We start from the raw sequence: 20248 nt of genomic DNA, 5'->3' as shown, positions 1-20248 counted from the left end.
CCACCTATCCTAAGCTAGCTAGTTTCTCCCTTATCCACTCCCCCCAACGATCGAACTCTACTAAGAAACCATCGTGTCCATAATCGGTAGACACGTGGCGATGTTCTCCTTGAGGTACATTCGTTGAGAATTGCTGCATCAAATCTTCAGGATATAACAAATCATGTTCGAAGCTCATTGAATAAACGGGCACTTGGTATTGCTGAGCTGCTTTTTTCCAGTTCCCACGATTGCGTCCGATATCATGGTGATTCATCGCGTTGAGTAGATATAGGTAGCTGTTTGCATCAAAGCGTTGTTTGATTTTTTCCCCTTGATAATTGAGGTAGGACTGGATCTTGTACTGGCTGGAAGGTTGGAGACCTCGGTCGAACCTCTTTTCGAAAAGCTTGTTACTTCTATAGGTGACCATTCCTGCCATTCTAGCAAGCTCGAATCCTCTCAAATCTTCATTGGAGTTATACTGTCCTTCTTTGTAAAAGGGGTCGTCTTGAATGGCGCGTGCCCCGATATGATTGAACGCAATGCCGTAATCCGATAGATAGGGGGTGGCAGCCAAAATGAATAGAGCGTGCATGAACTTAGGGTAAAGCAACCCCCACTCACATACTTGCATCCCACCAAGGGAGCCTCCTACCACACTATGAATGTGTTTGATATCGAGTTTTTGGAGAGCTAAGTATTGAGCATGCACCATATCCCGAATCGTGACAGTCGGAAATGATAGTCGGTACGGTTCTTGTGTTTCTGGGTGGAGGCTGGCGGGTCCAGTCGAGCCATGGCATCCCCCGAGCACATTGAAGGTGATGACTTGATACTTTTCTGTATCAATTGGAGCACCCGGACCGATCAAACCGGACCACCAACCTGGCGATTCTGGCAGACCAACAGCATCTTGGTTCCCGGTTAAAGCGTGACATACGAGAATCAACGGGGCATCAACCGGCCCGACACGCTCATAAGCAAGTTCCACCTGTTGAAGTTGTTCCCCACTTTCGAACGTAAACGGCCCAATCTCAATGGTGGCGGACGTTCGATCAGAAGCTGTCGGGTTTTGTATAGACATGAAAGCCCTCCTCTGGAACAATAAAAAAACCTCTTCCGAATAAGAAGAGGTTTTTGTTTGAAAGATTCCTCCCCTTATCTGCCAGACCGTTCGATCTGTAGGAATTAGCACCTTTTCAAGCATCTGCTTGAAGGTTGCCGGGCATCACAGGGCCTAGTCCCTCTGCCGCTCTCGATAAGAGTATTTTTACTATTCCGATTATTTAATTGATAAAAATTATATCGAGCATTGAGCTGAATGTCAAACGAATCTTTTGTAGGTTTGAATCGAAATGGTGGTGGGAATGGTGTACCAATGAACAAAAAGGAGTGTTTGAATCATGAAAGAATACAGTGTAGTACCTAATAAAGATGCAACAGGCTGGGTAGTCAAGATTGAAGATGTTGCCCCGACTGACCAATACGATGAAAGAGACCAGGCGGTGGAAAAGGCAGTAGAGATCGCTGAAAAGAACAAACCAAGTCGCGTATTGATCATGGACAAAAACCACGAAGTAGAATCAGAGCGTACGTTTTAAACCAGAGGGGACAGGTACATTGTCCCTCTGGTTTTCTTTTTGGTACGATTAAGGAAAAACAAGAAGGATGGGAATCGAAGATGAAGCAATATGACGTGGTCATCGTAGGAGCACGTGTGGCGGGGAGTAGTCTTGCCATTCGTTTGGGGCAGCAGGGGAAAAGCGTCTTGCTTATAGATAAAGCCTCTTTTCCGAGCGATACTTTATCTACGCACCATATGTCTCACACAGATTACTTAGAACAATTAGGTGTTTTAGAGGAAGTAGAAGCTACTGGGCTTAGGAAAATCGAGCGGATGCGTACATATATCGGAAGTGCGTTCGTGGAAGGGCCGCGTCCGAATTACACGATTATCCCCCGGCGCGACCATTTGGACTATGTATTGCTTCAGAAGGCGATGCAATATGATGGAGTGGTAGTGAGAGAACAGCATTCAGTGAAAAGTTTACTGTGGGACGATGGACATGTAGTCGGGGTGGAAACGGAAAATAAAAAAGGGGAGCAAGAACAGGTCCGCTCCAGTTGGGTCGTCGGAGCAGACGGGAAGCATTCGAACATTGCGAAGTGGGTGGATGCTTCAGAATATGAAACCCATGAGCCGTTACGTCCGGTTTTATATGGATATTACAGAGGAATTGAACCATTATCGAAGCCGACGACGGAAATTTTTCTTCATGAAGGCAGAATAGGCTTCTACTTCCCGATGGAAGAGGGGAGGGACTGTTTGGGTCTCGAAATCCATCCGAGTGAATTCAAAGAGATGATGAAGGACCCGAAAGCGCAATTCGAAGCAATATATAAAGAGCTATATGATATGGAAAGACGTATGGAAGGGGCTGAACTGGAAGGGAAGATCATCGGGACGAAAGGGATGCCGAACCATTTCCGAGAGGCTTATGGTCCTGGATGGGCTCTTGTTGGAGATGCAGGCCACAGTAAAGATCCGAGTACAGGTCTTGGCATCAATGATGCATTCATGCAATCTTTCCTGCTAGCAGAAGCATTGACGAGTGAAGATGTTGAAGGAGCGCTTGAAGCTTTCCGTGTGAAACGAGATGAACAGCTGTTACCTGGCTTCAAGCTTACTATAGACTATATAAAATCGCTCAGGGAATGGACTATGAATGAAGTAGCTTTATTCCAAACGATGGCTGCGAATCCGATGGTCTGGAACAAGCTCGTTCCACGTCTTGCAGACCATTTGAAGGAAGACACTAAAGAAATGCCTTTACTGCACGGTTCTGTTCTGATGGAAGCGGAATCATTTGGTTACCAGGAAAAGCAGGAGAGTGTGCGTCGTTTATCGAAACCTAATGAGTGAGGTGATGAACGATGAATTGGACGAAGGAACAAGCCTACGCCAAATTACAAGACATCTATACAGATCGTGTCATGCAGGATGAGAAGCGTAGGATTTTTCAACAAGTGTATCGGCATTTACATGAGCATTTAGGAGATTTAGCGGTCCCGAGTGGTCTGACGGAACAAACGGAAAAGCAACTGAAATTCTTTAAGGAATACACGTTTATGCCTGGCGATAATCTGTTCCAATCGATGCGTTTTGTCTTTTTCCTCGCTCGTGGGGAACGAAGAGGTGACCAGGCGGAAACCGAACAACACTTGAACCGGATCTACAAAGCCCTATTCCAGCCCGCCGGCCTCAAAAACCCATACATTCCCGATACTTTCTGGGAAACACCGCTCGGGGTGGCGTGTTTAGTAGCAGAACATGGTGTAGAAGCCGTCTACCCTATGTTAGATGAGATTCTAGAAGTAGAAAAAGTATAGAGCTTTTACAACAGCATAATTGATTAAAAAGAAACGGAAGCAGTAATAAACTGCTTCCGTTTTTAGTCTATAGATGTACGATTCTACTATTTTTTTAGTTTCTAACGCCTTCTGTGGCAGGTAATTAATAATGAATTGGATTGCATGGAGCGTAGACAACAAACGTAGACTCCTGCGGGAAAAGCACGAGGTGAAGACCCCGGAAGAAAAGCGTTCTTTGCTTTCTGAGGAGGCTGTGGCCGTGCCCGCGGAAAGCGAAGTATGTTGACGGAACGGTAGCGGCGGTATCCGTATAAAAAGCCGAACGGAGAAGTTCGACTTTTTTATTAAAGTTGATAGTATGTGCGAATCTGGCCGGCAAGCCCTTGATGTTCCGCATGCTCTTCCAAGTTGGATAACATGCCCTTGATCATCGCAGGTCGAGGTTGATTCTTCTGAATCTCATCAAGCAGAACCGTCAAGGTAACCTGAAGATCACCATCTGCTTTATGTTTTGCCTCATCTAAAGCTAGAATCATGTCCTCAAGTTCTTTTGCATAATAATCATGAGGGATGATGCCATTCATGAATTCCTCCGTAATGACCGGTTGGTCACCAGTGTTTTTGAAACCCTCAACGATATAATCCGCTCGCCGCAAAATCACCTTTGAGATTTCTTCAAAATCAAGTTTGGCGTCCTCGATGATAATAAGGTCGATAAACCCTTTGAAAATCCCCTGCAAGATCAGGCTCACTTCCCATACAGCGGAGTCTATTGCCTTTCCGTAGATCGACAGCAGTTGCCTTTTATAGAAAAGGTAAGTATTAAAACGCATATGTTTTAAAAATTCATCAATGTGGTCATTGAAAGGGATGGCCTGTTCTCTGACCTGCATGATAATAAACTCTCGGTGATCTGCGATTTCCTGAAAAGTTATACGAAGCTGCTCGGTGAACTTGGTACGAGCGTCCAGTTCATCTGACTGAACTTCATCTATTCTACGTTGCATGCGTTGATAGAAGTGATTGAACACTTCGAGTAACAGGGCGTCCTTTGACTTGAAATGCAAGTAGAATGCGCCCTTGGAGATACCGCATTCGTCCGCGATTTCCTGGACGGATGTAGAACTGAAGCCTTTTTTGGCGAATAACTTGATTGACTCTTCAATGATGTGGATGGATTTTTCGTCCATAAAGCGAACTCCTTTTTTAGATCGTTCTTTATGTTTACTCTTTCACTTGACTTATGACTATATGGTCATTAATATTGTAGATGATTATGACTAAACGGTCAACAAAGGAGAGAGAAGCGATGAAAGGGATCATCAACTTTTCGATGAACAATAAGTTTGCGATCTGGTTAATGACAATCATTATCACGATAGCAGGCTTATATGCGGGTCTCAATATGAAATTAGAAACCATTCCTGATATTGAACCACCTATTATAACAGTTACAACAGTATATCCAGGTGCGACACCTCAAGAAGTCGCAGATGAAATATCAGAACCGTTAGAACAACAAGTGAGTAATTTGAGTGGTGTGAAGACGGTAAGTTCCACATCCTTCCAAAATGCATCATCCCTTCTGATCGAATATAGTTTCGACAAGAGTTTGGATGAAGCAGAAGATGAATTACAAGATGCTGTAAACGGCACGGAACTTCCTGAGGAAGCACAAGATCCGTCTGTTTCACGATTGAACTTCAACGCCTTTCCGGTTGTGAGTCTCAGTGCATTAAATGGGGACCAGTCTCTAGAACAACTGACGACAACGGTTGAAGACCAAATCGTACCGGCATTAGAAGGACTAGAAGGAGTTGCGGATGTTCAAGTATCCGGTCAGCAAATCCAGGAAGTCCGTATTGATTTCGATGAAGAAGCGTTATCCGAATATGGCTTAGATCAAGACACGGTATCGAATTTGATTAAAGGTCAAGATGTCAAATTCCCATTAGGACTTTATACATTTGATGATACCCAAAAATCGGTCGTTATAAATGGAAACATAACAAGTGTGGAACAGCTTCAGGAGCTTGAACTTCCTGCCGTTCCAAGTAACAGTGGGGCCCAAGGGCAGATGGGTGGATCACAAGGTTCTTCCGCTCAGCAAGGTCAAACACCACCACAAGCGCCTGGTCAGGGACAAAGTCCATCAGCTGATCAGCAGGTATCGATTCCAACCGTACAGCTTGGGGAACTCGCTGATGTAGAAGTAGTAGGGGAAGCAGAGTCGATCTCTCGCACAAACGGCGAAGATTCTATCACGCTTCAAGTTGTGAAATCCCAAGAAGCCAATACGGTTGATGTCGTCAACCTAGTGAAGGAAGAAACAGCGAACTTTGAAGATGAACTAGATGGCGTAGAATTTGTCTACTCCTTTGACCAAGGGGAACCGATTGAAGAATCTGTCAGCACTATGCTGAATAAGGCCCTATTTGGTGGATTGTTCGCAGTTATCGTTATTTTGTTATTCCTGCGTAACTTTAAAACAACGTTGATTTCGATAATCTCGATTCCGTTGTCGCTGTTGATTGCGATTTTATTCTTGAAGCAAATGGACATCACGTTGAACATTATGACTCTTGGCGCCATGACGGTCGCGATTGGTCGTGTAGTCGATGACTCCATTGTGGTCGTTGAAAACATATACAGACGAATGTCCTTACCGGGCGAGAAGCTAGAAGGAAAAGCACTCGTAAGGGAAGCGACACGTGAAATGTTCATGCCGATTCTTTCCTCTACTTTAGTAACCATCGCGGTATTCCTGCCGCTTGGACTTGTAGAAGGAACGGTAGGGCAAATCTTCCTACCATTTGCATTAACCGTTGTTTTCGCTCTACTTGCATCCTTGCTTGTAGCGGTAACGATTGTGCCGATGCTGTCCCATTCTCTCTTGAAGAGCGACAAAGTGAAAAAAGGCCACGAAGAGGGGGGCGGACGTTTAGCCAACCTTTACCGTAAAGTCTTGAACGCTACATTGAATCATAAAATAATCTCTGCAGTAGTGGCGATCGCTGTACTTGTAGGAAGTGTAGCGCTTGTACCACTTGTCGGAACCAGCTTCCTGCCTGAACAAGAGCAGAAGATGGTCATGGCGACATATAACCCTGAGCCAGGACAGACGATTGAAGACGTGGAAGAGGTAGCAATGAACGCTGCTGAGATCTTTGAAGGACGCGAAGGGGCAGAGACTATCCAATATTCTGTTGGTGGCGAGAATCCGATGAGCCCCGGAGCCTCTAATCAAGCAGCATTTTTCGTAGAATATGCTGATGATACAGAGAACTTCTCTGAAGAGACACAAGAAGTAATTGACGCCTTGAATGAACAGACGGAAAAAGGCGAGTGGATGAACCAAGACTTCTCCGGCACAGGTGGCGGTAGCGGCTTAGAAGTACTTGTGTATGGTGAAGATACGGAGCAAATCAAACCGGTAGTAGCTGAGGTGGAAGAGGTATTGTCTCAGCAAGACGACCTGCGGAATATTGACTCCAGCTTATCCGAATCATATGAAGAGTACACGCTCGTAGCCAACCACGAGAAACTGAGTGAACTTGGCCTAACAGCTGCTCAGATTGGCATGGCACTGAATGAAAATCGTGACCAACCTGCACTGACGACGTTAGAACTCGACGGGGAAGAAGTGGATGTCTTCGTACAAGTGAGTACTCAAGAAGCGGAAGGCATTGAAGATTTGACAGATCGTGAACTTCAAACACCGACAGGACAATCCGTTCCAATCAGTGAAGTGGTAGAAGTAGAAGAAGGAACAACGGCTGACACCATCACTCGTCGTAATGGAAGCGTCTATGCGAGTGTCAGCGCTGAAATTACAGTAGATGATGTCGGATCTGTTTCCCAAGAAGTGAATGAGAAAGTACAAGATATCGAAACACCGACAGGCGTAGACATCACTCAAGGTGGTGTAGCACAGGATATTCAAGAATCCTTTACACAGCTTGGTCTCGCTATGCTTGCGGCGATTGCGATTGTGTACTTGATTCTCGTTATCTTCTTCGGTGGAGGACTTGCACCACTGGCAATCTTGTTCTCCTTACCGTTTACCATCATCGGAGCGGTACTTGGTCTGTTGATTAGTGGAGAGACGCTAAGTATTTCCGCAATGATCGGAGCATTGATGCTGATCGGAATCGTAGTGACGAACGCAATCGTGCTCATTGACCGTGTCATTCATAAAGAGAATGAAGGGCTTTCTACTCGAGAAGCGCTGGTCGATGCAGGTATGACAAGACTTCGTCCGATTCTGATGACAGCCTTGGCGACAATCGGTGCATTATTGCCGCTAGCATTAGGCTTTGAAGGTGGATCTATTATTAGTAAAGGACTCGGTGTGACAGTTATCGGCGGACTAGCAAGCTCAACGCTTCTAACGCTATTGATCGTACCACTGGTCTATGAATTCTTAAGCAAATTCAGACGCAAGAAAAAAGCATAATTGGTAAGCATAGAGCATCTCTTCCTGAAGAAGGGATGCTCTTTTTTTATGTATTAGAAGGAAAACCGGGGTTGGTTGTGTAATTTAATTGAAATGAAGAAATTCTAGTAAACTATGCTAAAGTGAAAGGTAACTGGTGCTTGAACCATTCGAATGGGGTGCTTATGAACCCACCTTTTGATAAGAGTTCGGTTGATAGATTTTGGAAAAGGGTAGACCTTACATAACAGGACATGTGTAGGTGACGTGAAGGTAATTTAGCATTGGAGGTGCGCTGATGGAAAAATATGAAATTACAATTGTGGGAGCGGGCTTGGCTGGACTTACGGCTGCAAGAAGGCTTAGTAAGCAAGGACGCAACCAAATTCTTCTTGTAGATAAAAGTAAGAGTGTAGGTGGTCGGTTAGCGACAAGACGAGTAGCGAATGGGAAGGCCGATCATGGCGCGCAGTTTTTCACTGTCAGAACAGATGAATTAGAAGAAGATGTAAACGAGTGGCTCAATCAGGGATGGATCAAACCTTGGTTTGGGGAAGACCACACACGGTACACAGCAGTGGAAGGAATGAACAAGCTTGCTAAACACTTAGGAGATGGCTTTTCTAGTAAACTGCAGTCCGAAGTATCCGTTATCAGGAAAGAAGAGGGATACTATCAGTTGGAAGATTTGGAAGGGAACGTATGGCAATCGGAAAAAGTTCTGCTGACCATGCCAGCACCACAAATTGTGCAATTGATCAATCAAAGCTCTATTTCTATCCAGCCGAAGGTAGTGAAGCAGTTGAAGGCGGTCAAATTCGAACCAACCTATGTAGGTATCTTCCATTTCAAATCAGGGACGACATTGCCGGAAAGTGGGCAACTCGACCATGATTTACCGGATGGAATGGAGCGGATTGTCGATCATCAGAAGAAGGGTATTTCAGAGGATGTCATTGTCACTGTCTATATGACAGGAGACTGGTCACGTCGTCATTTCGGAGAAGATTACGTAATGGGTCTGATGAAGGAAATGGCAGAACCTTACTTGGACTGGGAAGACCTAGAATCTGAGCAGTTGAAACGCTGGCGTTATGCGCAGGCTAAACAAGTACTTCGAGAGCCTTATGTGGATTTGACCGGAGATGGCACGCTCGTTGCAGCCGGAGATGCATTCCTACGGTCGAACGATCCGGCTGGAAGAACCAGGTTTGAGAGTGCTTATTTATCAGGAAAAGATGCAGCCGCTTACCTTAGCTGGTAGACTTATTTAAGATATCGAGAATTATTTAAAGCTTAGCGCTTGAAGCGCTAAGCTTTTTTGGATTGTTGGAATTTTGTTCATCAACGAAAAGTGCATCCGTATCGCTCGCGTTCGAGCGAATACCTGCGAAAAATGTGCTGCATCGATCAATTGAAGCGTGAAATCAATTGAATTGCCGGAGGAATCGCTCAACTTTCGCCTTTTATCAATCAACGAAATACGCGCTGTTATCGCTCACATGCCTAGCAGTTATCTGCGAAAAAACGAACGTATCACTCAACTTTAGAAAGGAATCAACGAAAACGAGCTGGGAATCGCTCATATGCGACTATTTATCAATCACTGAAACCTGCACCATTTTCCAATAACTCTAAGCTCCTTTGGTGAGTTTATTCTCATACCGTCGCAGCCGCTTCATACGTGCCAAAGTATAAACAGCCAGTCCAGCCCAAATTAAAGTGAAGGAAATCCCATGTACTTGAGTGAACGATTCATCATATAGGAAAACCCCGATCGCGAGCATAATGGTCGGTGCAAAATACTGTAGAAAACCGACCATAGAAAGTGGAATTCTCTTCGCTCCTGCAGAAAATAGTAAAAGCGGTATGGCCGTCACAATCCCAGCGCCAAACACGAGAAGCGAAGTCAGGGATACCAATTCGATTTGTCCCCACTGACCAGTTTGTTGATTCAATAAATAGATCAGCGCAACAGGTGTCACAATCATCGTCTCAATTGTGAGCCCGTACATCGCGTTCAAAGGAACCAATTTCTTTAACAATCCATAAGTGCCGAAGCTGAATGCGAGCAGCAGGGCAATCCAAGGTACAGATCCAAAATGGAAGGTCATGTAGGCAACTCCGCATCCTGCTAGAAGAAAAGCGAGCCATTGTACTTTGGAGAAGGTTTCTTTCAGAACAATCATCCCAAGTAGAATGCTGACAAGTGGGTTGATGTAATAACCCAAGCTTGCTTCAATGACGTGGTCTGTGTTGACGGCCCATATGTACGTTACCCAGTTGATGCTGATTGCGACCGAAGCGAGCGTGATACCAATCAGCTGTTTCTTATCTTTGATGATCTCTCGAACTTGTTGAGAGAAGCCTTTTCTCTTTCTGGCTATCAGGACGATTGCTCCCATGAAGACGAAGGACCAGATGATCCGGTGCGCCAGAATTTCAAAGGCGGGAATTTGTTGAATCAGTTTCCAGTAAATCGGCAGAACTCCCCAGAGTATGTAGGCACTGGCAGTATAAAGGATGCCTAGTTTTTGGTTTTGTATCATGACGGAAGATTCCTTTCTATAAGTATGGATATCCATCATTGTACTCCTCTTTGTTTGCGTTGTGTTAAAAAACGATTGATTCGAAGCACCTCACACCAGCAATGTTTAAGTATATAAAGATAAACAACCAGAGACCTGTTAGATCTCTGGTTGTTGTTCTTATTCGCTTTCTTCTAATTGATCTTCCTGTCCTTCATGATTATGTTCATCAAGAGGCATCAATTCTTGGGACAAGTCGGGTAGTGGTTGATCCGCAGGACCTTCCATCACGGAGCCGTCAAAAGAGAATCGCGAACCGTGACATGGACAATCCCATGACCTTTCCGCACCATTCCATTCCACTTCGCACCCCATGTGGGTGCAGGTAGTGTCGACCATATATAGCTGACCGTCGTCATCCTTGAATGCTCCAGCTCTTTCACCTCTCCATTGAATGACTTTCCCTTCCCCTTTTCGAAGTCGCTCCGGACGATCGGCGACAAGCTCAAGCTTTCCATCGATCAAATGGTTAGCAACGTCGAAATTCTGCGATAAGAATTGCTTCATACTAGGGTCGGTCTTGAACCGGGATGGTTTGAAGAGTTCATGGAACAACGACTCTTCGCCAAGAACGTAGTCGCTGATGAGTTGTGCAGCAAGTGTTCCGTTGGTCATGCCCCATTTTCGGAACCCTGTTGCGATGAATACGTTCTTATTACGACGGGTGATAGGGCCGATATACGGCACTTTATCCAATGTCGTTAAGTCTTGTGCGGACCATTGCGCCAGTTTTCGTTTGATACCGAATGTTTCAGCGGCGAATTCTTCGATGATCTTGTAATGAAAGGAGGTGTCGACTCCCTCACCTGTTTTATGGCTTTCTCCACCAACTAACAATATCGGTTTCCCGTTGTACTCTGCGGTGCGAACGGTTCGTTTTGGCTCATCGATGGAAACGTACATCCCTTCAGGAATTTCTTTCTCTGGTTCAATCGCCATCAAATACGAACGCTCTGCGTACATACGGCTGAAATAGAACCCTTTTCCGTCGTAAAAAGGGAAGTGGCTGCATGAGATGAGTTTGTCACATGTAATGGTGTGATGATTATTAGTCGAAACGTAGATGCAATCTTCTTCTTTCACATCTGTCGCAGTCGTCTGTTCATAGATAGCGCAGCCCATTTCTTTCAGTTCTTTAACGAGGACTGCTAAGTATTTAACTGGATGGAAACGCGCTTGGTCTTTCATTTGTAAGGCTTTTGTCGCTTCCATATCGAATGGTAGGGCTTCTGTTAAGGCCCCTGGAATATCTAAATACAAGTAAGCATCGTATTCTTTCTCGAGCTTGATGGCCCCTTGCTTCGTAGTTGCGAATAGATTGGCATCTTCCTTGACCCAGTCACACTCGATCGAGTGCTCGTCGATCAATTCTTCCATCAAGCGGAGCGCCCCCATTTGAGCTTGGTAATACAAAGAAGCGTCTTCATCTCCGAAGTGTTTCCGGAATTCGTGGTAGATGAGACCGTGCTGGGCGGTAACTTTTGCGGTCGTATGTCCTGTCGTACCATTCACAAGTTCGTCAGCTTCAACCAGTGTCACTTGCTTGCCGGCTTTCGTCAGTAAATAAGCCGTGGTAATACCGGTTATACCACCTCCTACGACTAAGACGTCTGTCGTAACGTCTTCAGTTAATGGATCGAATGAATCGATGGTGCAATTTTCACGCCAAATCGGCTCGGGTTGTGTCCAATCCTGATGATCTCGGTTCATAAAAGTCCTCCTCAAATAGACGCTTTATTAACAGTTTTACCGAGATCAAATATTTCATGTAAAAATTAGGTATTAAATTAACATACCCCTGGTTATGTAGTATAATTGACCTGATATTGTCGGGAGGTTAAGGGGGAGAAATAATGGAAGTGTTTGTGGCGAGACAGCCGATCTTGAAGAAGAACGATGAAGTGTATGGCTATGAGTTGCTCTATCGAAACAGTCTCGAAAATCATTTCGTACCAATGGATGGGAACCAAGCTACATCGGAAGTGTTGAGGAATACGTTTCTGACAATCGGATTGGATCGAATGTCGCAAAACAAACCCTGTTTCATCAACTTTACGGAACAACTTCTATTGGATAAAGTTCCAGAGTATTTTTCCCCTCACCAGCTTATTGTAGAAATATTAGAGGACGTGTCCATCAGCCGCGAATTGACCGCTGTCTGTCGTGGTCTGAAGGAGAAAGGTTATAAGATTGCATTAGATGATGTCGTGAACTTGAGAGGTGACGATTACACAGAATTAATCCGATACATAGATATTCTAAAAGTAGACATTTTTGCAGCGTCAGAAGAAGAGCGGATCGAAATGGTCCAAATTGCGAAGCGCCTCGGTATCACCTTACTCGCTGAAAAAGTAGAGACAAGAGAAGATTATGAGCGCTGCAAGCAAGAAGGGTTCGACCTATTCCAAGGGTTTTACTTCAGTAAGCCTGTAGTGATTACAGGGACGGATATCCCGTTTTTTCACAGCACCTACTTTCAAATGATACGGGAACTGTCTCTTCCTACAGAGGAAATTGATATTGAGAAGGTTACTGAAATCATCGGTCAAGATATCGCGTTGACTTACAAACTGCTCCGTTTGATCAATACGACAACGAAACAAGGGTCCGTACCTATCCAGTCGATTCGTCAAGCGGTCATGCTGCTCGGCACAGAGTCGCTTAAGAAATGGTTATACGTATTATCGATTGAGGAAGCGGCCCCTTCCATCGGTCAGACTCCCCAATTGGTCACAAAGACAAGCTTAGTCCGAGCTAAAATGTCTGAACAAGTCGCCGTTAGGTTGCAGTGCCCTGGAAGAGCGGATGGCTATTTTCTAGCTGGATTCATGTCTTTGATTGATGTCATAACCAAAAGACCGATGAGTGAAATCGCGAATTCCCTGCCGCTCGACACGGAGATTCAGAAGGCTCTGAACAACGAGAACAATCTTTACCGGAACATTTTAGATGTAGTGATTGCGATGGAACAAGCGGATTTCGAGTATTTAGAGCAGGAACTTACTTCATTCGATCTTCCGTTGAATGAAATCTTTGAGATTTACGGCCAATCGATTGCTTGGACGGATCAACTATATCAAGAGCATTTCACCTCTTAATCATCTAATTCCGAAGTTAGTTGGTTTGGAGAAGGGTACGGATCGTTTTCTGTTGTTTCTATAGGAGCGATCCTTTTTATTTCGCTTGTAATGTAAGCGTTTTCTTTTAATATATTTAGATAATAGAAGGGAGAGCTTTTCTATGAAAAGACGAATTGAATCGGAAATGATCCATGGGGGTAACAAGCAGCACGATTATGACGGAAGTCTAACCACTCCGATTTTCCAAACTTCTACTTTCGCTTTTTCAACAGCAGAGCAAGGAGAGAAGCGTTTTGCAGGTGCGGAGGATGGGTTTATTTATTCGCGCCTTGGCAACCCGACTGTCCGAATGCTGGAAGAGAGAATAGCGGTGTTGGAACAAGGAGAGAAGGGACTAGCCTTTGCATCCGGTATGGCGGCAGTATCCGCTGTGCTCACTTCTCTGACGAAAGGAGGCGATCACATCTTGTGCAGCAAGGGTGTGTATGGTTGTACGTATGGTCTGCTTCAATGGTTAAAAGAGAAATATTCGATTACTCATTCCTTCAGTGCTCTTTCATCAGAGGATAGGTTGAATGAGACAATTGCTGAAAAAACACCAGCTTGTATATTTATCGAAACACCGATAAATCCCACCATGACCGTATTAGATTTGGAGATGATTGCACGTGTTGCCCACTCGTCTGGTATCCCGGTTGTCGTCGATAATACATTCTGTTCCCCTTATCTGCAACAACCGCTGACGCTCGGTTGCGACATCGTGTTACATAGCGCGACGAAGTATATAAGCGGCCATGGTGATGTTGTCGCTGGACTTGTTGTAGGAAAGGACTCATATATTTCGGCACTAGCTAAGCAGGAACAAAAAGATAGCGGAGGGGTTCTAGCTCCATTTGATGCTTGGCTATTGTTAAGGGGACTGAAGACTTTGCACATACGAATGGACCGCCATACTTCCAATGCTACCTGGATGGCTGAAAAACTTCTGCAGCATCCCAAGGTAGATCGGGTCTTTTATCCAGGGAATTTAACCGGAAGCGAAGGAAACATTGTTGAGAAGCAGATGCGTCAAGCTGGTGGTGTCCTGTCTTTTGACGTGAAAGGGACGAAGCAAACAGCTCAGCAAATGATGAACCATTTGAAAATGATCAAGATTGCAGTCAGCCTTGGTGATGCAGAAACCTTAATCCAACATCCTGCAACGATGACCCATGCAGTCATACCAGAGCATGATCGCGTCAAGATGGGAATATCGGATACGATGGTGCGTCTGTCTGTAGGGCTAGAATCGAAAGAGGATATTTGGGCTGATATCGTTCAGGCACTGGATCGTATGTAATAAAAAACGCATGCTCTTTAAATTAAGAGCATGCGTTTCGTTGGTTTATCAGAGAAGTCTAGGGGAATGGAGTAGGTATATGCTTCACTATACTTTTCTTCTTAGAAAGGAAGGATACACGTGTTAGAGAAATTATTCGGTAAGAAAAGCACAGAAGAAACGCTCCTCGCACCGGTAAATGGTAAAGTTGTCTCCCTTGATGAAGTGGACGACCCCGTTTTCAGTCAGCGTATGATGGGAGACGGAGTGGCAGTGGAACCTGCTGATGGTAAAGTGGTCAGCCCTATATCAGGTGAGATCGTCCAAATCTTCCCGACCAATCATGCGGTTGGAATCAAGACGAAGTCCGGAATAGAAGTATTAGTGCATATCGGATTGGAAACCGTTTCGATGGAAGGGGAAGGATTTGAAGGACACGTGAAACAAGGGGATAAGGTGAGTGCTGGAGACCATTTGATCACATTCGATCCTGAACTGGTGAAAGAGAAAGCAAAGAGCACGATTACCCCTGTTATCATAACGAACTTTGATGATGCGGTAGAAACATTCGATCCTTCTTACTCAGATGAAGCACAGGCTGGAGAGACTTCCATTGCTACGGTGAAAACGAAATAACGAAAAAAGATCCTGAAGCGAAAAACTTCAGGATCTTTTATGACTTCACATGTCTGTGTGTAATCGATTCCCTATTTACTATAAGAATATTGGAAACCGCCCCCTGATTACGGGTATAATGGAGAAAATATCTACATAAACGGAAAGGTTGGTTCATGATGAAAAAAGGCGTAATTAGTTTAGGGGAAGCCCTGATCGATTTCATTCCGTTAGATGACGAGAATATCAATTTCCAGAAAAGTCCCGGGGGTGCACCAGCTAACGTAGCGGTTGGATTGTCCCGTTTAGGTGTCCGTTCTACGTTCCTAGGGAAAGTAGGCGATGATGTACTGGGCCGTTTTCTTTACGACACGCTTTCCTCTTATGGAGTGAACACAGAGCACATGCTGTTTACTAAAGATGTCCGGACCGGAGTCGTTTTCGTCACATTGGATGACAATGGGGAACGGAGCTTTGACTTCTATATTGACCCAAGTGCGGATCGTTATTTGGAGAAGGAAGAAGTGGTCCCTGCGTTATTCGAGGAGCATAACGTCTTCCATTTCGGTTCTATTTCTATGATCAATGAACCGGCACGTACGGCAACGAAATTCGCAGTTCAACAGGCTAAAACGCAAGGTGTCATTGTTTCCTACGACCCGAATCTTCGCCTCGGATTATGGAAATCAGAAGATCAAGCGAAAGAAACGATTGAATCGATGCTGGGAGAAGCAGATATTGTGAAAATCTCAGAAGAAGAGCTCGAGTTCCTGACTGGGGAAACGGATATTGAAAAAGGAGTAGAAAAGCTCGCTGGATTCGATATTCCTGTTCTTTATGTAACGCTTGGTGCGGATGGGAGCCATATTTTCACTAAAGAAGGACACACCACTGTTCCAGCGATGAAAGTACAAGCCGTCGACACGACTGGAGCGGGTGATGCCTTCGTTTCTGGAGTATTGTATCAGTTGAGCGAACGAGACAAATCTACAGACCAGTTGACTTTATCCGAGTTAGAAGAGATTACGAAATTCGCGAGTGTATCAGGGGCACTTGCAGCGTCGACCAAAGGAGCTATGACAGCACTACCAACACGCGCTGAAGTCGATGAGTACTTGAAATAGGAGGGGACCGTATGTCAGAGAGAAATCAAGAGTTACTACAACTAGCCGCGGAAGAAGTCGAACAGCATAAAGAAACAGTGGAAGCTGATCCATACAGGCTTAGCTACCACCTGATGCCACCGGTCGGTTTGTTGAATGATCCGAACGGTTTCGTCCAGTGGGGGGATACGTATCATATTTTCTATCAATGGATGCCGTTTGATACGGGGCATGGTGCGAAATTCTGGGGTCATTACACCACGAAAGATTTCGTCCATTATACGCATGAAAAGCCGGCTCTGACACCATCAGACTGGTTCGATAAGAATGGTGTCTATTCTGGTAGCGCGATTGTACACGAAGATAAGCTCCACCTCTTTTACACAGGAAATGTGAAAGACGAGAACGGAAATCGCGAAACGTATCAATGTCTTGCTGTGTCAGAAGACGGGATCCATTTCGAGAAAAAAGGAGTAGTAGCAGAGCTTCCGGACGGGTACACTGCTCATTTCCGCGACCCGAAAGTCTGGAGTCATGATGACCGGTTCTATATGGTGATCGGAGCACAGAGCGAGGACGAACAAGGGAAAGCTGTGCTTTTCCGTTCCGATGATTTGTTGGAATGGACCTTCCTCGGACCGATTGCAGGAAGTAAGGAAAACGGTATGGGTTCATTCGGTTACATGTGGGAATGTCCTGACCTGTTCGAATTAGATGGTACGGATGTGCTCATCGTCTCTCCTCAAGGCTTGGAAGCAGACGGTATGAAATATGCGAATGTGTATCAAAGTGGTTACTTCACTGGTCAATTAGATTACGATAAGCCGTATTTGGACCACGGGACTTTTACAGAACTAGACCTTGGGTTTGAGTTTTACGCTCCTCAAACAACGGTAGATGACAAAGGGCGTCGTATATTGATTGGGTGGATGGGTGTACCAGACCAATATGAACAAGCCCACCCAACAGTTGAGAACGAGTGGATCCATTGTTTGACCTTACCTCGCCAATTGACATGGGACGGAGAACAGATCATTCAGCAACCGCTGGAGGAACTGAAGGAAATGAGAGGTCCTGTTCTGCTTCATTCTTCTATCACAATCGAGAATGATCAAAAGGCGATTCGTGGTATTCAAGGAAAAGCCATTGAATTGAATATTGATCTCGAGACAACCGGCGAACAATTCTCAATTGAACTGTTCCAATACGCTTCCTTAAGTTACAAAGATGGTGTTATGACCTTATCGAGACCACATTTGGAAGATAAGTCGAAAACAGAGTTTCGCCGGACGGAATTAAGAAGTGAACTGAAGAACATCCATATGTTTCTGGATCACTCGACGTTAGAGATCTTTGTGAACAACGGTGAAGAGGTCTTTACATCAAGAATCTACCCTCAACCTGAAGAAGAACATATTTTGTTTACTTCGCTAGGGTCCACAACTTTTTCTGTGGAGCAGTGGAAGCTTTCCGGATTTGAAGTATAGGTGAGAAGTTCCCCCTATCTCTTCCAGAAGTCCCATCTCTTGTGGTAAGATAATCTTATGTAAATCGCACGAAGGAGCCGTTTTAAATGAGTCAATCATTCAAAAAAATGAAAGCAAGTGAACGTAGAGAGCACATCCTATCTTTGCTAAAACAACGTGGAACGCCCGTCACCGGAAGCTCATTAGCTGAAGAGATGAATGTTACGAGGCAAGTGATTGTCGGCGATGTTTCGTTGTTGAAGGCACGGAATGAACCGATTGTTGCGACAAGCCAAGGGTATCTTTTCATGACAGATGCCAAAGATGAACTTGCTTATCAGCGTACGATTGTATGCCAGCATGGTTCGAATGAAACAGAGGATGAGTTGAATATACTAGTCGATCATGGTGTCTACGTACAGGACGTCGTTGTAGAGCATCCGATTTATGGTGATTTGACTGCTCAGCTCAGGATTTCGAATCGCAGGGATGTAAAGAAATTCATCGACCAAGTGCAAACGACCAAAGCGTCCTTCCTTTTGGAACTTACGGATGGTATTCATACGCATACCATCGCTTCAGATAGTGAGGATGCGTTGGAGGAAGCGATTGAAGCCTTAGGCGATGCTGGGATCTTAATGAAAAATTAATGGACATTTACACGAAAAGAGGTATGCTTTTGAATAAGGAGCATATCTCTTTTTTGTGAATGTAATTCGAAATAATAGCTGAAGAATCGGCGATAACACGGATTCGCCTGAGTAAAGGTTGGTGTGTCATGGTGAATATTTTTCCGTATATAGTTAGTATCATTCTTTTCCTGAACGTACTGTTAGCTTTTGCCATCATTTTCTTAGAACGAAGAGATGCAAGCGCGACATGGGCATGGCTGATGGTCTTGTTATTTATTCCGATTGCAGGATTCATACTGTATTTAATATTCGGGCGCAGACTCAGTAATAAAGAAATTTTCACTTGGGACAAAAAGAGCCGTTTGGGGCTGCTGACAGCTGTCCAGGAACAATTGCATGCGATCAAAGAGGATACGCTCGAGGTCCATCACCCGGCGATGGTGAAGTATGAAGATTTGATTTATATGCATTTGAAGAACAACGATGCGCTCTTGTCGCAGGATAATGATGTCGAACTCTTTACAGATGGGCAGAAAAAATTCCATGCCTTAATTGAAGATATCGAGCAGGCAGAGGACCATATCCATCTACTCTATTACATTGTACGTCATGATAATTTAGGGGAGCGATTGGCGAATGCCCTGATTGCGAAAGCGAAGCAGGGAGTTGAAGTGAAGCTTCTATATGACGATATGGGCTCTCGGCTACTGAGTCGTAAGTATGTAAAAAGGATACGAGAAGCTGGAGGACAAGTAGAATCCTTCTTCCCATCATGGATTCCAAAAGTAAACTTCAAAATCAACTACCGTAATCACCGTAAACTGGCAATCATAGATGGGAAAGTCGGCTACATCGGTGGATTCAACATTGGAGATGAGTACTTAGGATTCAATAAGCGTTTCGGCTACTGGCGTGATACACACTTGAGAGTCGAAGGTGGATCGGTCAGGCACATGCAAACACGCTTTATACTGGATTGGAACCAAGCATCCCGAAAAGATATCGTCTATGAAGATCGCTATTATGCGTCTGAATCTAAAGGGGAGGTAGGGATGCAGATTGTCTCTAGTGGCCCGGATTCCGATTGGGAGCAGATTAAGCACGGGTATATGAAAATGATCATGTCCGCTAAAGACTACGTCTATATCCAAACACCTTATTTCATCCCAGACGACAGTCTGCTTGATGCCTTGCGTATCGCCGTTCTCTCGGGTGTCGATGTGCGGATAATGGTTCCGAATAAACCGGACCACCCTTTTGTATATTGGGCGACTTATTCGAATATTGGAGACCTCCTCCAAGCCGGGGCTACGGTATATGTGTATCAGAAAGGATTCCTTCATGCTAAGACGATTGTGGTAGACGGAGAGATTGCATCGGTCGGAACAGCTAACATTGATGTTCGGAGCTTCCGTCTGAACTTTGAAGCCAATGCTTTTCTTTATCATCCAGACATTGCAGGACTACTTGCCGATCGTTTCCATGAAGACATGGTCGATTCGACAGAACTGACTTATAAATTATATCAATCCCGTTCGAAATGGATCCGTTTCAAAGAAGCGATTTCCAGGTTATTGTCACCTATTTTGTAATGAAAATAGAAGAAATAAAAAAGAGCGCTTGGCTTATGCCGAGCGCTCTTTTTAGAGAGAGGTTG

The 20248-nt window shown here is 44.7% G+C and carries 16 protein-coding genes and 1 riboswitch; of the genes, 12 read left to right on the top strand and 4 right to left on the bottom strand.

What is annotated here, in order from left to right; genetic code table 11:
• Positions 1–4: 4 nt before the first annotated feature.
• The gene (gene metX / locus E4663_RS11160; protein WP_135327676.1) at positions 5–1066 is read right to left on the bottom strand and encodes a homoserine O-acetyltransferase MetX; all 1062 of its coding nucleotides are present in this window, start codon (positions 1064–1066) and stop codon (positions 5–7) included.
• A 71-nt stretch (positions 1067–1137) separates the two neighbouring features.
• Positions 1138–1247: riboswitch (SAM riboswitch) on the bottom strand.
• A 138-nt stretch (positions 1248–1385) separates the two neighbouring features.
• Between metX and E4663_RS11155 the strand changes: the two genes are divergently transcribed.
• The 3 genes from E4663_RS11155 to E4663_RS11145 all read left to right on the top strand — a co-directional run bounded on the left by E4663_RS11155 (position 1386) and on the right by E4663_RS11145 (position 3372).
• Positions 1386–1583 (top strand): DUF2188 domain-containing protein, encoded by a 198-nt coding sequence (locus E4663_RS11155; protein ID WP_135327675.1) that lies wholly within the window; start codon positions 1386–1388, stop codon positions 1581–1583.
• Between the two features lie 80 nt (positions 1584–1663).
• Positions 1664–2905: an NAD(P)/FAD-dependent oxidoreductase gene (locus E4663_RS11150; protein WP_135327674.1), complete on the top strand. Its 1242-nt coding sequence runs from the start codon at positions 1664–1666 to the stop codon at positions 2903–2905.
• A gap of 11 nt (positions 2906–2916) precedes the next feature.
• Positions 2917–3372, top strand: coding sequence for a hypothetical protein (locus E4663_RS11145; protein WP_135327673.1), 456 nt, complete (start codon positions 2917–2919; stop codon positions 3370–3372).
• A gap of 326 nt (positions 3373–3698) precedes the next feature.
• Here the strand turns inward: E4663_RS11145 and E4663_RS11140 are convergent, their stop codons facing one another.
• Entirely contained in the window at positions 3699–4544 is an 846-nt protein-coding gene (locus E4663_RS11140) for a TetR/AcrR family transcriptional regulator (RefSeq protein ID WP_135327672.1), read from the bottom strand.
• Positions 4545–4663: 119 nt separating this feature from the next.
• Between E4663_RS11140 and E4663_RS11135 the strand changes: the two genes are divergently transcribed.
• Together E4663_RS11135 and E4663_RS11130 are read left to right on the top strand one after the other, a co-directional pair.
• Positions 4664–7810, top strand: coding sequence for an efflux RND transporter permease subunit (locus tag E4663_RS11135; protein WP_135327671.1), 3147 nt, complete (start codon positions 4664–4666; stop codon positions 7808–7810).
• Between the two features lie 277 nt (positions 7811–8087).
• Positions 8088–9053 (top strand): NAD(P)/FAD-dependent oxidoreductase, encoded by a 966-nt coding sequence (locus E4663_RS11130; protein ID WP_135327670.1) that lies wholly within the window; start codon positions 8088–8090, stop codon positions 9051–9053.
• Between the two features lie 370 nt (positions 9054–9423).
• On the opposite strand, the gene rarD is transcribed toward E4663_RS11130, so the two are convergent.
• Both rarD and E4663_RS11120 read right to left on the bottom strand, forming a co-directional pair.
• On the bottom strand, positions 9424–10374 hold the full coding sequence (gene rarD, locus E4663_RS11125; RefSeq protein WP_421803675.1) for an EamA family transporter RarD: 951 nt from the start codon (positions 10372–10374) through the stop codon (positions 9424–9426).
• A gap of 123 nt (positions 10375–10497) precedes the next feature.
• Positions 10498–12087 carry an FAD-dependent oxidoreductase gene (locus tag E4663_RS11120; RefSeq protein WP_135327669.1) on the bottom strand — a complete coding sequence of 530 codons (1590 nt, stop codon included), beginning with the start codon at positions 12085–12087 and terminating at the stop codon, positions 10498–10500.
• A 143-nt stretch (positions 12088–12230) separates the two neighbouring features.
• Here E4663_RS11120 and E4663_RS11115 point away from each other — a divergent pair, with 143 nt between their 5' ends.
• The 7 genes from E4663_RS11115 to cls all read left to right on the top strand — a co-directional run bounded on the left by E4663_RS11115 (position 12231) and on the right by cls (position 20183).
• Positions 12231–13475: an EAL and HDOD domain-containing protein gene (locus E4663_RS11115; protein ID WP_135327668.1), complete on the top strand. Its 1245-nt coding sequence runs from the start codon at positions 12231–12233 to the stop codon at positions 13473–13475.
• Positions 13476–13617: 142 nt separating this feature from the next.
• Complete coding sequence (gene megL, locus E4663_RS11110) at positions 13618–14796, top strand: methionine gamma-lyase (RefSeq protein WP_135327667.1); 1179 nt, start codon at positions 13618–13620, stop codon at positions 14794–14796.
• Positions 14797–14916: 120 nt separating this feature from the next.
• Positions 14917–15411, top strand: a complete 495-nt coding sequence (locus E4663_RS11105; RefSeq protein WP_079477834.1) for a PTS sugar transporter subunit IIA — start codon at positions 14917–14919, stop codon at positions 15409–15411.
• 158 nt (positions 15412–15569) lie between these two features.
• Positions 15570–16514 (top strand): aminoimidazole riboside kinase, encoded by a 945-nt coding sequence (locus E4663_RS11100; RefSeq protein ID WP_135327666.1) that lies wholly within the window; start codon positions 15570–15572, stop codon positions 16512–16514.
• A gap of 11 nt (positions 16515–16525) precedes the next feature.
• On the top strand, positions 16526–17980 hold the full coding sequence (locus E4663_RS11095; RefSeq protein ID WP_135327665.1) for a glycoside hydrolase family 32 protein: 1455 nt from the start codon (positions 16526–16528) through the stop codon (positions 17978–17980).
• 86 nt (positions 17981–18066) lie between these two features.
• The gene (locus E4663_RS11090) at positions 18067–18609 is read left to right on the top strand and encodes a transcription repressor NadR (RefSeq protein WP_135327664.1); all 543 of its coding nucleotides are present in this window, start codon (positions 18067–18069) and stop codon (positions 18607–18609) included.
• 131 nt (positions 18610–18740) lie between these two features.
• Complete coding sequence (cls, locus tag E4663_RS11085; RefSeq protein ID WP_193554848.1) at positions 18741–20183, top strand: cardiolipin synthase; 1443 nt, start codon at positions 18741–18743, stop codon at positions 20181–20183.
• Positions 20184–20248: the final 65 nt, after the last annotated feature.

Source organism: Halobacillus salinus, assembly GCF_004684905.1.
Lineage (GTDB): Bacteria > Bacillota > Bacilli > Bacillales > Halobacillaceae > Halobacillus > Halobacillus salinus.
The sequence above is the reverse complement of the archived record's forward strand: the minus strand, read 5'-3'. Positions and strand labels throughout refer to the sequence as shown.